Source organism: Herbiconiux oxytropis, from assembly GCF_024979315.1.
GTDB lineage: Bacteria > Actinomycetota > Actinomycetes > Actinomycetales > Microbacteriaceae > Herbiconiux > Herbiconiux oxytropis.
In genome coordinates this window covers 354143-366950 of record NZ_JANLCK010000002.1, presented here as the reverse complement: position 1 = coordinate 366950, position 12808 = coordinate 354143, and the positions used below count along the sequence as shown (strand labels likewise).

12 protein-coding genes are annotated in these 12808 nt (G+C 70.8%); 2 read left to right on the top strand and 10 right to left on the bottom strand.

The window, feature by feature from the left end; genetic code table 11:
• Window positions 1-46: 46 nt before the first annotated feature.
• Window positions 47-1729 carry a polyprenol phosphomannose-dependent alpha 1,6 mannosyltransferase MptB gene (gene mptB / locus N1028_RS04845; RefSeq protein ID WP_259525690.1) on the top strand — a complete coding sequence of 561 codons (1683 nt, stop codon included), beginning with the start codon at window positions 47-49 and terminating at the stop codon, window positions 1727-1729.
• Here mptB and N1028_RS04840 read toward each other — a convergent pair.
• The 7 genes from N1028_RS04840 to N1028_RS04810 form a co-directional block, all read right to left on the bottom strand.
• Window positions 1707-2891 (bottom strand): class I SAM-dependent methyltransferase, encoded by a 1185-nt coding sequence (locus tag N1028_RS04840; protein WP_259525689.1) that lies wholly within the window; start codon window positions 2889-2891, stop codon window positions 1707-1709. The genes mptB and N1028_RS04840 overlap by 23 nt on opposite strands.
• Window positions 2892-2920: 29 nt before the next feature.
• Window positions 2921-3412 carry a hypothetical protein gene (locus tag N1028_RS04835; protein ID WP_259525688.1) on the bottom strand — a complete coding sequence of 164 codons (492 nt, stop codon included), beginning with the start codon at window positions 3410-3412 and terminating at the stop codon, window positions 2921-2923.
• A gap of 37 nt (window positions 3413-3449) precedes the next feature.
• Window positions 3450-3881, bottom strand: coding sequence for a heat shock protein transcriptional repressor HspR (locus N1028_RS04830; RefSeq protein WP_259525687.1), 432 nt, complete (start codon window positions 3879-3881; stop codon window positions 3450-3452).
• A gap of 53 nt (window positions 3882-3934) precedes the next feature.
• Window positions 3935-4927: a DnaJ C-terminal domain-containing protein gene (locus tag N1028_RS04825; protein ID WP_259525686.1), complete on the bottom strand. Its 993-nt coding sequence runs from the start codon at window positions 4925-4927 to the stop codon at window positions 3935-3937.
• Entirely contained in the window at window positions 4920-5501 is a 582-nt protein-coding gene (locus tag N1028_RS04820; protein WP_259525685.1) for a nucleotide exchange factor GrpE, read from the bottom strand. The genes N1028_RS04825 and N1028_RS04820 overlap by 8 nt, the downstream gene beginning before the upstream one ends.
• Before the next feature lie 3 nt (window positions 5502-5504).
• Window positions 5505-7373, bottom strand: coding sequence for a molecular chaperone DnaK (dnaK, locus tag N1028_RS04815; protein ID WP_259525684.1), 1869 nt, complete (start codon window positions 7371-7373; stop codon window positions 5505-5507).
• A gap of 159 nt (window positions 7374-7532) precedes the next feature.
• Entirely contained in the window at window positions 7533-8738 is a 1206-nt protein-coding gene (locus tag N1028_RS04810) for a S1C family serine protease (protein ID WP_259525683.1), read from the bottom strand.
• Window positions 8739-8835: 97 nt separating this feature from the next.
• Here N1028_RS04810 and N1028_RS04805 point away from each other — a divergent pair, with 97 nt between their 5' ends.
• Window positions 8836-10227 (top strand): MFS transporter, encoded by a 1392-nt coding sequence (locus N1028_RS04805; protein ID WP_259525682.1) that lies wholly within the window; start codon window positions 8836-8838, stop codon window positions 10225-10227.
• Window positions 10228-10289: 62 nt separating this feature from the next.
• On the opposite strand, the gene N1028_RS04800 is transcribed toward N1028_RS04805, so the two are convergent.
• From N1028_RS04800 to N1028_RS04790, 3 genes are all read right to left on the bottom strand, one after another.
• Window positions 10290-10931: a copper resistance CopC family protein gene (locus N1028_RS04800; protein WP_259525681.1), complete on the bottom strand. Its 642-nt coding sequence runs from the start codon at window positions 10929-10931 to the stop codon at window positions 10290-10292.
• Window positions 10928-11719, bottom strand: coding sequence for a YcnI family copper-binding membrane protein (locus N1028_RS04795; RefSeq protein ID WP_259525680.1), 792 nt, complete (start codon window positions 11717-11719; stop codon window positions 10928-10930). The genes N1028_RS04800 and N1028_RS04795 overlap by 4 nt, the downstream gene beginning before the upstream one ends.
• Window positions 11720-11823: 104 nt before the next feature.
• Entirely contained in the window at window positions 11824-12564 is a 741-nt protein-coding gene (locus N1028_RS04790) for a hypothetical protein (RefSeq protein ID WP_259525679.1), read from the bottom strand.
• Between the last annotated feature and the right edge of the window lie 244 nt (window positions 12565-12808).

The following is a 12808-nucleotide window of genomic DNA, read 5'->3' as shown; positions in this document are numbered from 1 at the left end:
ACCAGTGTTGGGCGGGCGTTAAGACTCGGGTGGTACCTCTGGAAGCGTGGCACCGTTCCCTCCCCGCATCCGCCTGCTCGTCGGCATCGCGGGCGCGATCGCCATCACTCTCGGCTCCTACGGGGTCGGCTGGATCGCCCCGCTCTCCGTGCTGCATGACATCGCCGCGCTGGCGGCCCTCCGCGGGGCGCGCAGCACCGTGATCGCGAGCGGCGTGCTCGTGGCGGGCGGCGCCGTGCTGCTGCTCGCCGCGTGGCTGTCGCTCGGCTTCGAGCTGATGCGGCGCGGCCGCCGCGTCGGCACCGACAGTCTCCGCAGCAGCAGCCCGGCAGAGAGCACCGGCACCGCCCCGGTCGTCGTCTCCGCCGCCGCCTGGACCCTCCCCCTGCTCTTCTCCCTCCCCCTCTTCAGCCGCGACATGTTCGCCTACCTCGCCCAGGGCCGCCTCGTCGCCGCGGGCCTCAACCCCTACGAGAACGGCGTCTCGAGCATCCCGGGCTGGTTCGGCATCGGGGTCGATCCGCTGTGGGCCGACACGCCAACACCCTACGGCCCGGTCTTCGTCTGGCTCGAGCGGATCGTGGCCGTCACCACCGGTGGCCTGCCGAGCGAGGTCGGGGTCTTCGCCTTCCGGCTCATCGCGGTGGCGGGGCTCGCGCTCCTGGCCTACTTCGCGTGGCGGATCGCGAACCGCCGAGGGCGCGACGCGGCGGTCGTGCTGTGGCTGGTCACCGCGAGCCCGCTCGTGCTGATGAACTTCGTGGTGGCGGGTCACAACGACTCCCTCATGCTCGGCCTCATCGCGGGTGGCGTCTTCTACGCGCTCGACCGCCGGCCGGTGCTCGGCGCCGTGCTCGTCGCCCTCGCCATCGGTGTGAAGCCGATCGCCGTGATCGCGCTGCCGATCGTCGGCATCATCTGGGCGATGGATGCGACGCGGGCAGCCCGCGCGACGCGCGCGTCCGGCTCCGGCACCGGCACCAGCACCAGCACCGGCACGGCTCGCATCGGCTCCACCCGCCCCACCCTGCCCGCATGGGGCCCGCTCCTCGGCCGCTGGGCCGCCGTCGCCGGCATCGCGCTCGGCGGCATCGCGGTGCTCGGCTTCGCCCTGGGAGTCGGTGTGGGCTGGATCGCCGCGCTCTCGACCCCCGCCACCATCTCGTCCTGGTACGCGCCCGCGAACATCCTCGGCGTCACCCTCGGCGGTTTCGCCAACGCCGTGGGCGTCGACGGCGAGATCGTGCAGACGGTCGTGAAGATCGCGCTCCTCGCGGCCGGATGCGCCGTGGCCGCCGCCGCGCTGATCGCTCGTCGCGGGATCGACCCGCTCTGGCTCCTGTTCATCTGCTTCGCCGCGATCACCCTCGCCTCACCCGTCATCCACCCGTGGTACGCGCTGTGGCTGCTCGCGTTCCTCGCGCTCGCGGGTCTCGACGGCATCCGCCGCATCCGTCTCGCCGTCTACAGCACGGCGTTCTTCATGCTCATCGGTCTCGCCGAGCCGCTCGACCTCGTGCAGCGCATGGACGGCGGGCGACTCATCCCGAGCGCCGTCATCGCGACCTCGCTCGTGGGCGTCGCGGGCGTGCTCCTCCTGGCCGAGGCGTTCTACGCCCGAAGCCGATCCGGGAGAGCCCTCGTGCTGTCACGGGCAGCACGATCCGCTCGGTCGGCATCCGCCCAGGCGTCACCGGCCGCGGGGTTCAGCGCTTCGTCGACACCATGAGCGTGAACTTGGCGTTGCGGTCGACCTGACGGGTCGGCCCGATCGCCCGCTGCAGTGCGGCGCGGTAAGCGAGGTGGGAGTTGAACACGGTCCACAGCTCGCCCCCGGGCACGAGCACCCGGCCGGCCGCCTCGAAGAGCTTGAGGGCGATGCCGGCGTGCACCGTCGACCCCACGTGGAACGGCGGATTGAGGAGCACGGCATCGGCGCTCGCGTCGCCGAACGTGCTCAGAGCGTCGTCGCGCACGACCTCCACGGGGCCACCCGGGCGCGCAGCTCCGGCCCCGAAACCGGAGACACCGGATGCGCCGAGCCCGTTGGCCTCCATGGTCGCGACGGCCGAGGCCACCGCCGACGCGGACTGGTCGGAGGCCAGCACTCGAAGCGCGGGTCGCCGCAGGGCCATCGAGGCTGCGAGCACGCCCGTGCCGCAGCCGAGGTCGACCACGGTGCCCGCCCGAGGCGCCACGGCGTCGAGGTGGTCGAGCAGCAGACGGGTGCCGATGTCGATCCGGGTGCCCGCGAAGGCGCCGCCGACGGCCGCCACCCAGAGCCCGGCGTCGTCGTGCCGCTCGCGTCGCACGGCGGCCGGTGCCACATCGTCGCGTCGTCCCGTGGCCACGAGCACGCGCGACTTCTGGCGGGCGAGCGAGGCCGTGACCGAGGTGAACGAGGCCTCGAGCACCTCGTTCATGGCCGTCGTCATGTGCTTGACCCGCCCCCCGGCGTAGACCACGACCTCGGGATGCGCGTGCGCGGCCACCGCACGCGCGATGTCGTCGAGCTCGGCGAGGCTCCGCGGCAGCTGGAGCAGCACCACGGTGGCGCCCTCGAGCAGCTCCCGCCCGAGCGGGAGGCTTCGGTAGCGACCGCTGAGGTCGACGCCGGCGGCTCGGCGCGCGTTGGCGGCGAGCGCGAGCTCTCCGGCGAGCGGATCCTGGTGCACCCGGATCCCGTGCAGGTCGAGCACGGCCGCGGCGCCCAGGGTGAGGGCGCCGTAGTGGTCGCCGATCACGACGACCCGGCCGGGCTCGTCGGCCGTGGCCTCGAGGTCGTCGGCCGCGCTGTCGAGGATCAGCCGGTCGCTCGCATCCGAGGCGAACAGGTTGTCGGCTTCGACATCGGGATACCGGCGCAGGGCCTCGAAGGAGAAGTCGGTCACACCTCAACCGTACGCGCTGCCACCGCGGGTCAGAGCAGGGGGGCGGGAAGCCTCGGGCGAAGAGCACGGGACGCGCTCAGGGACACGATCATCCCGATCAGGACGGTCGCGACCGAGGTCGCCGTGACGGCGCCGATCACGATGGGCTCGATGCGGTCGCCCGTCCATAGGACGACCACCGTGAAGATCGAGAGCAGAAAGGCCAGGACCCCGGCGACGAGCGCGATGAGGCCTCCGAGAACGGCGGTGCCTCCGAGGGTCCACCAGGAGAGGTCCGCGGGCCTGGCCACGCGGCAGCCGCGGAGCACCGCGTAGCCGCCGCCCCACGCGGCCACGGCCGCGAGGGGCATCGCGGCGACCACGGCGACCAGGCCGAGCAGGGAGTAGAGCTCGGGCCCGATGAAGAACCAGCCCACCACCGCCCAGGCGGAGGAGAGCAGTGCGCCCTGCGCGGCGCCGGCGAGCAGGGCGGCCCGGGCGTCGCTCACCGGGCGGTCGTAGGGAAAGCGAGCAATACTCATCCACACACTTTCGCGTGAGAACGAGCGCCCGTCAACGTCAGCGGTCGGTGAGCGGCTTCCAGATGACGAGCTCGGTGCGGCGCTGGGTGCGGGTGCCGTGTTTGAGCGAGATGACCTCGCCCTCCACGCCCGCGGCGAAGACGCGCCGGCCCGGGCGGTTGAGCAGCTCGTCGGCGAGTGCGCCTTCGAGTTCGCGCACGCGGGCCGAGAGGGAGGCCACCTCGTTCTCCAGCTGGAGGATGCGCGCGATGCCCTCGAGGGAGACCCCCTCGGAGGACAGTCGCGCGACCTCCCGCAGCTGCACGACGTCGCGCATCGAGTAGCGGCGCGACTTGCCGGCCGTGCGGGTGGGCCGCACGAGGCCGAGCTTGTCGTACTGCCGGAGGGTCTGCGGGTGCATCCCCGCCAGCTCCGCCGCCACCGCGATGGCGAACAGCGGAGAGTTCTCGTCGACCTCGTTCACGATCATCCTCCGCTCTCTGACTTGACAGTAGTGGCGTCTCCCACCCCCGACGTGGCGTGCTAGTCGCGCGCCTTGGCGAGCAGCTCGGTGCGCGGGTTCTCGGCCGGCTCCACGGCGTGGAACGCCTCGAGCGCCTCGCGCTGCGCCGCCGACAGGTGGGCGGGAACCGCCACCTGCACCACGGCGAGCAGATCGCCCTTGCCCTTGGCCGTCTCGACCCCGCGGCCTTTGACCCGCAGCACGCGCCCCGACGGGGTGCCCGGTGCGACCTTGAGCTTCACGGGACTGCCGCCGAGCGTCGGCACCTCGATGGTGGCACCGAGGGTGGCCTCCACGAAGGTCACCGGCACGTTCACGCGGAGGTTCAACCCGTCGCGCTCGAACACCGGATGCTTCCGCACCGACACCGTGAGCACGATGTCGCCCGGCTCACCGCCGTCGGGCGAGGGCTCGCCCTTGCCGCGCAGCTTGATCTTCTGCTGGTCGGCCACGCCCGCCGGGATCTTCACCGTGATCGGCTTGCCATCCGCCGTCTGCAGCTTGATGGTGTCGCCCTTGACCGCGGTGATGAAGTCGATGGTCGTGCGAGCCGTGACATCCCGCCCCGGGGTCGGTCCGTACGCGCCGAAGCCCGCACGCCCGCCACGGGCACCGCCGAACATGCCGCCGAGGATGTCGTCGAAGCCGCCGGGCGCCTGCTGGTAGCTGTAGCCCTGCGAGCGGCCGCCTCCGCCTCCGCCTCCGCCGAACATGCCGCCGAAGACGTCCTCGAAGCCGCCGGACTGGCCTCCCCCACCCGCCGTGAAGCGGGCACCGGAGCCCATCGCGCGGATCTGGTCGTACTCCTTGCGCTGCTCGGCGTCGGAGAGCACCGAGTAGGCCTCGCTGATCTCCTTGAACTTCGCCTCCGCCTTGGCATCACCCTGATTGGAATCGGGGTGGTACTGCCGGGCGAGCTTGCGGTACGCCTTCTTCAGCTCGGCGTCCGAGATGTCTTTCGACACCCCGAGAACCTTGTAGAAGTCCTTGTCGAACCAGTCCTGGCTAGCCATTGGGCACCGCCACCACGACCTTCGCGGCGCGCAGCAGCGACGAGCCGAGGTAGTACCCCGACTCCACCACATCGGCGATCACGGGCGCGGTGACGTCGTCGGAAGGCTGCTGGAAGATCGCCTCGTGGATCTGAGGGTCGAACTCCTCGCCGGGCGCCGCGAAGGGCTTGAGCCCCACGCGCTCGACACCGGAACGCAGCTTCGCGGCGATGGCCGTGAACGGGCCGCCCTCCTCGAGGTCGCCGTGCTTGGCCGCCCGGTCGAGGTCGTCGAGCACCGGGAGCAGCACCTTCACGACCTCGCCCACGGCACGCTCCTTGTCGACCTCGCGGTTCGCCTCGGTGCGCTTGCGGTAGTTGGCGTACTCGGCCGTGACCCGCTGCAGGTCGGCCAGCCGCTCGGCGGCCAGTTCGTCGGCCGAGCTCTGTCCCGAGAGGAACGAGAGGTCGGCGTCGGTCAGCGAGGTCTCCACGTCTGGTCCTTCAGCCTCGATGAACCCCGAATCGGGCGTCTCTTCTGAAGAGGCGCCCGATTCGTCATCAGGCTGACGACCGGTGTCCTTGTCGTCAGTCATGGGTTACTTGTCCTTCGGCTCGTCGTCGTCTTCCACGACCTCGGCGTCGACCACGTCGTCCTCGTCCTTCGACGACGACTCGGTGGGCTCACCCTCGCCCGCGGGGGCGGAGGCGTCGGCCTGGGCGGAGGAGTAGATGGCCTGGCCGAGCTTCTGCTGGCTCTCGTTGAGCTTGTCGAACGCGGTCTTCACGGCCACGTCGTCCTCGCCCGCGAGAGCGGTCTTGAGGGCGTCGACGTCGGCCTGGACCTCGGTCTTGACATCCTCGGGCAGCTTGTCGGCGTTGTCCTTGATGAGCTTGTCGGTCGAGTACGCGAGCGTCTCGGCCTGGTTGCGCACCTCGGCGGCCTCGCGGCGCGCCTTGTCCTCGGCGGCGTGCTCCTCGGCCTCGCGCACCATGCGGTCGATGTCCTCCTTGGCCAGCGACGAGCCGCCGGTGATGGTCATCGACTGCTCCTTGCCGGTGCCCTTGTCCTTGGCGGACACGTGCACGATGCCGTTGGCGTCGATGTCGAAGGTGACCTCGACCTGCGGGATGCCTCGCGGCGCCGGGGCGATGCCGGTGAGCTCGAAGGTTCCGAGGTTCTTGTTGTCGCGGGTGAACTCGCGCTCGCCCTGGAAGACCTGGATGGCGACCGACGGCTGGTTGTCGTCGGCGGTCGTGAAGGTCTCGCTCCGCTTGGTGGGGATGGCCGTGTTGCGCTCGATCAGCTTGGTCATGATCCCGCCCTTGGTCTCGATGCCGAGGGAGAGGGGGGTGACGTCGATGAGCAGCACGTCCTTGCGCTCACCGCGCAGCACACCGGCCTGCAGGGCGGCGCCCACGGCGACGACCTCGTCCGGGTTCACGCCCTTGTTGGGCTCCTTGCCGCCGGTGAGCTTCTTGACGAGCTCGACGACAGCGGGCATGCGGGTCGATCCACCCACGAGCACCACATGAGCGATGTCGTCGACCTTCACGCCGGCCTCGGCGATCACGTCTTTGAAGGGCTTCTCGGTGCGGGCGAGCAGGTCACTCGTGAGCTCCTCGAACTTGGCGCGCGAGAGGGTCACGTCGAGGTTGGCGGGGCCGTTCTCGGTGAGCGAGAGGTAGGGCAGCGTGATGCTGGCCGACATGCCGGAGGAGAGCTCCTTCTTGGCCTGCTCCGCCGCCTCCTTGAGGCGCTGCTTGGCGATCTTGTCGTTGGAGACGTCGACACCCGTGGTGTCCTTGAACTGCTTGATCAGGTAGTCCACGATCCGCTGGTCCCAGTCGTCGCCGCCGAGGCGGTTGTCGCCCGAGGTGGAGCGCACCTGGATGGTGGAGAAGTCGTCGTCCTTGCCCACTTCGAGCAGCGACACGTCGAATGTTCCGCCACCGAGGTCGAAGACGAGGATGAGCTCGTCCTCCTTGCCCTTGTCGAGGCCGTAGGCGAGAGCCGCCGCGGTGGGCTCGTTGATGATGCGGAGCACGTTCAGTCCCGCGATCTCACCGGCCTCCTTGGTGGCCTGGCGCTCGGAGTCGTTGAAGTAGGCGGGGACCGTGATGACGGCATCCGTCACCGTGTCGCCGAGGTACGACTCCGCGTCGCGCTTGAGCTTGGCGAGGATGCGGGCCGAGATCTCCTGCGGCGTGTACTTCTTGTCGTCGACGCCGGCCTTCCAGTCGGTGCCCACGTGGCGCTTCACGCTCGAGATGGTGCGGTCGACGTTGGTGACGGCCTGGCGCTTGGCGGTCTCGCCGACGAGCACCTCGCCGTCCTTGGTGAATGCGACCACCGACGGGGTGGTGCGGAAGCCCTCCGCGTTCGCGATGACGGTGGGTTCTCCACCCTCGAGCACGGCCACCACCGAGTTGGTGGTTCCGAGGTCGATGCCTACTGCACGAGCCATAGTGGCTGTCTCCTTCTGTTGCGTTGCCTGAGCCTGTTGAAGCCTGAGTCTGTGTAAAGTCCGTCCAAGACCTGAGCCTTGTGACCTCAAGTTTTCCACGACTGCGGTTCGGCGTCAAGTTCTCACAGCAAAACTTGAGTCTCGGAGACTCAAGTTAGCTCAAGCGGCGGGTCCGGCGATCAGCGTCACGGCGGCGGATGCGGCCGCTCCCGCGGCCGTCGTCCATTCCAGCGTCACCGTCTCGCCGGGCTCCCGCGTTCCCAGGTTCGCGGTGAGCTCGGTGGCGCTCGAGACCGGCACACCGTCGACGGCCGTGATGACGTCTCCGGCGGCGAGGCCGGCCGCCTCTGCCGGGGTGCCTTCGTAGACTCCGGCCACGACGGCACCGGCTGCTCCACTGCTCGCGCCGATCCCGACCCCGAGGAACCCCGGGTAGCCGATCTCGATGAACTCGGTGTCGGCACCCGCGCCGATCTGCGCCACGATGTCGAGCGCGTCCTCGATCGGGATGGCGAAGCCCGTGATGTCGGCGGTGCCGGACGACGCGGCCGTGTCGATGCCCACGACCTCGCCGGCCGTGTTCACCAAGGGGCCGCCCGAGTCGCCCGAGACGATGTCGGCGTCGACCTGGATGAGACCGGTGAGGCTCTCGCCCGGGGCGCCGGTCTCGCTCTGTGTGGTGATGGACTGCTCGAGCGCGGTCACGGTGCCGGTGGCGGCCACGAGGTCGCCCGTGCCCTCGGCGTTGCCGACCGCGGTGACGGTGTCGCCCACGCCCACGCCCGCTGTGCCGTCGTCGTCCCCGGTCGCGAGCGCGGCCGTCTCGAGCCCGCTCGCGCCGTCGAGCTGCAGCACGGCTATGTCGTGCGTGGCGTCGGTGCCCACCACGGTGGCGCTGTAGACGGCGCCGGTGAGCTCATCCGTCACCTCGATGCCCGTCGAGCCCTCGATCACGTGGTTGTTGGTGAGGATGAGGCCGTCGCTCGTGAGCACGATCCCGCTGCCCGCCGACTGCGCGCCCTCGTAGGCGAGATCGGAGACGATGGTCACGACCCCGGTGGTCTGCTCGGCGCTCGCGGCCACGGCGTCGATCGTGGCGGTTCCGGATGCCGTGGACCCCTGCGCGTGCGGATCGTACGAGTGGTAGGCGTATGGATCCAGCGGCACCTGCGAGTGCGGGCGGAGGGACACGGCGCCAGAGGCGGAGGCAGCAGCGGGGGAGGCAGCAGGCGCGGAGGAGGAGGCGGTCGCCTCCGACTGCCCCACGGCGTAGGCGGCGGCTCCCACGACGAGCGCGCTCGCGACGGTGAAGGCGGACAGGCACGCGACGACGCCGGTGCGGCGGCGGAAGGTCTTCGAGGTCATGAGCCCATCCCACCCGCCTCGTCCGTGCGCACGCTTCGACCGGACTATGGACTCCCTAGGACCCCGATTGTTCACCGCCCGGCATTACTGTGACTCCATGACCGACGGCACGCCCACCCCCTCCACCTCCGCCCCCGCCGGCGCCGCGGAGGGCCCGGCCCCCAAGCGGAGTCACGTGCTGGCCTGGGGGCTGTGGGACTGGGGGTCGGCCTCCTTCAACGCCGTCATCACCACGTTCGTCTTCACGGTCTATCTCACGAGCGACGCGTTCGGCGGCGAGACCGCGGTGTCGGCCCAGCTCGGAATCGCCATGACCATCGCGGGCGTGCTCGTGGCCCTGCTCGCCCCCGTCACGGGCCAGCGCTCCGACCGGCGCGGCCGGCGCAAGCTCTGGCTCGGCGTCAACACCTACATCGTCGTGCTGCTCTCGGCGCTGATGTTCTTCGTGGCGCCGGACCCCTCCTACCTCTGGCTCGGCCTCCTGCTGCTCGCCGTCGGCACCGTGTTCTTCGAGTTCGCCGGCGTCAACTACAACGCCATGATCCGCCAGGTGTCGACCCGCGCGACCATCGGCAAGGTCTCGGGCTTCGGCTGGGGCATGGGCTACGTCGGCGGCATCGTGCTGCTGCTGTTCGTCTACTTCGGGTTCATCGAGCCGATCGGCGGCAGCGCCCTGTTCGGCGTGCCCGACACCGACGGCTATCCGATCCGCGTCACCGTGCTCGTCTCCGCCATCTGGTTCGGGCTGTTCGCATTGCCCGTGCTGCTCTCCGTGCCCGAGTACAGCTCGCCGAAGGCCGTGGGCACGCTCGAGAACCCGGCGCCGGCCGCCGGGCGGGTGAGCTTCGCCGAGTCGTACCGCATCCTGTTCCGCGACATCCGCACGCTCTACCGCGAGAGCCGCCAGACCGTCTACTTCCTGCTCGCGAGCGCCGTCTTCCGCGACGGCCTCACGGGCGTGTTCACCTTCGGCGGGGTCCTCGCGGCCGGATCGTTCGGCTTCTCCTCGGGCGAGGTCATCATCTTCGCCATCGCCGCCAATATCGTGGCGGGGGCCTCGACCATCGTGGTGGGCCTTCTCGACGACCGGTTCGGCGCCAAGCCCGTGATCGTCACGGCCCTCGTGGGGCTCGTCATCTGCGGATCGGCCGTGTTCTTCCTGCACGACGGCGGGCAGACCGTCTTCTGGATCTTCGGCCTCGCGCTCTGTGCGTTCGTCGGCCCCGCGCAGTCGGCGAGCCGCTCGTTCCTCGCCCGGCGCATCCCCGAGGGGCGCGACGGCGAGATCTTCGGCCTCTACGCCACCACCGGCAAGGCGGCCACGTTCCTCTCGCCCGCCATGTTCACGATCTTCATCGGCATCGGCGCCGCGATCGCCGGCCCCGGGGTGAACGTGCAGTACTGGGGCATCCTCGGCATCGTGCTCGTGCTGCTCGTGGGGCTGCTGCTGCTCATCCCGGTGCGCTCGAAGGTGGATGCGGGTCGCTGACGACCGAGGAGCGCCACCGCCGACCACACGGGTCGAGCGGCGGCGCTCCCTTCAGCCGGTCGTCAGGCGGCCCTGCGGTGCCTGGTGACGAGGGCCACCACCCCGCCGGCGATCGCCAGCACGATCAACGCGCCGCCGAGCCCGACCCAGACGAGGGCTCCGGAGTCGCCGCTCTCGGCGATGGTTCCGGATGCGTCGGGCGAGGCCGTGGCGGTCTCATCCGGCTCCGCAGACGCGGGCGGCGTGGGTGCCGACGTGGGATCCTCGCCGGCGCCAGGCGTGGCCGTGGGCGTCGGCTCAGCCACGGGCCCCGCGTAGGTGAACCCGTACTCCCCCGACACCGGATGCCCGTCGGAGGAGACGGTCTGCCACAGCACCGTGTACTCGCCCTGGGCCGTCGGCGCCACCGACACCGTGAGGGTGCTGTCGACGATCGAGACCGGATCGGTCACGATGTTCGCCCCCGCCGCATCCCGCACCTCGATGGCGATCGCCGAGGCGAAGTCGGTCAGTGGCGGCTCGTTGAACCCGAGCACCACCTGCGTGAGCGGCTCGGTGACGGTCGTGTCGGCGGCGGGGGCCGTCGACACGAGGTAGTCGTGGGCCGAGGCGCTGCCCGCTCCGACGACTCCCCCGAGGAGCAAGCCTGCGACCACGACCGTCGCGGCGGTCACGCCGGCCAGTGCTCGTCGCAGCGCGGTCATGCGTTCACCTCCGTGCGCGACTGCTCGTCGGCGGGACGGCGCAGCAGCGCGACGACCGCCACCACGAGCGCGATCGCACCGAGTCCGAACCCGCCGATCCCGAGCCCGAGCGAGAGGGGGTCCGGCCCCTCGGAGGCGGCGGCCGCCGTCGCCGTGACGTCGCCCCCGCCGCCAGCCGTGTCGGCCGCCGCGTCAGCGCCTCCGCCGTGCGCGCCGTGTCCGGCTGCCTCATCCGCACTCCGATCGATCACGAGCACGGGCGCCGGGTGCTCCGGCTCCTCACCCGACTCGAGCGGGGCATCCGCCCAGTCGACCACCGAGCCATCGGTGTAGCCCTGGTGCGCCGGCAGCACCACGTCGTCGGTGTCGGGCACGGGCCCGACCGAGATCGGGAACTCCTGGAACTGCCCGTCCACGATCCCCACCCCGTCGTCGGCGGTCCACACCACCGAGAGCGGTGCTGTGGTGAGCGTCGCGTCGCCGACCGTGATGGGCTCGGGCAGGGGCCCCTCGATCACCTCGGCGCTCCAGCCGGGCACGGGCTGGTAGCTCACGCTCGTGAAGGGGGTGTCGGTGGGCAGGTCGACCTCGATGCGGTTCGTGCTCGCGGTCTCCGATTCGTTGGGCACCTTGAAGGTGAGGGTGGCGTAGCCGCCGGCCACGGCGGTCGCCGGGTCGACATGCACGTGCGCGCTCGCGGCGAGGGGCGCCGCCAGCACGACGGCGGCGGTGAGAAGAGCGGATGCGGCGCCGACGGTTCCGAGGCGCGCGCGGGATTGCTTGGTCATGATGGGTCCTTCGAGATCTGGTCACCGCACGACGGTCGCCGTGCGGGAATCGAGCGGGAGCGCGCGGCGCACCCCTCGAGGACCAGGGCGGAGGATCCGGCCGGTCAGGCGGGGTGGGCGAGAAGCGCGCGCGGTGAGCGCGGCGGGCCGCGGTGGCGAAGGCTCCCCGCCACCACCAGCAGGTCTCGGAGGAGGTCCGGGGCCTCGGCCACCATGGGCCGCACGTGTCCGGCCGGGCGGGCGGGGCTCTGCGCGAGCCCGGCGATGCGAGCGCGACCGATCACGGCGGCGAAGGCGCGAGCGAGGGCGCGGCCAGGACGGAGGAGGCCGATGCCGGGCGTGCCCGGCGTCGTGCGGCCGAGCTCGCGCAACCGCGCGATCGTCTGCTCGCCGCGGCGCAGGGCGACGATCGTGACGATGGCGGCCACGGCGTGTGAGGCCCACATCACGAACGCCGGATGCCCGTGGCCGGCCGCACCCGACGCATCCGCCACCGACGCGCCCAGCTGAGCGGCGAGGGCGCCGTAGCCGTCGAGGCCTGCATGCCCCGCGTGAGCCGCGTGGAGGCCGCCGGGTGCCGATGCCGACGCGGCCGCTCCCCCGCCCACCTCGAACAGCAGGTGGAAGACGAACTGGCTGCTCAGGATCGACACCGCGAGAGTGAGCATCCGGAGCCGTCGACCCGCGAGCGCGACGCAGACGAGCACCGCGAAGGCGGCGGCGAGGGCGAAGCCCGGCGCTCCCGGCGCACCTCCCCCGGCGACGACGTGGGAGAAGGCCGCAGCGAAGACGGCGACGGTCGCGGCGACGAGTCCGCGGGCGACCCGCGTGATCCTGTCGCTCATTCGCCCTGCCATCCGTCGTTCCCCGAACCCAGTCTATCCGCGGGAATCCGGGGAAGATCGCCGGGAAGAATCTCTTGAAATCGAAGGAGTAAGGCTGACAAGATGTTAGATGAACTAGGTACTAGTGGGTCGAGACGTCCCTTGTCAACCCCCCGAACCCCCATTAGGGGGGACGTCGGTTGCGAGGCTAACCTGCCGATACGACCTGATGGTCGAACGGTTTCACACCAGTGCAGCATTCGAT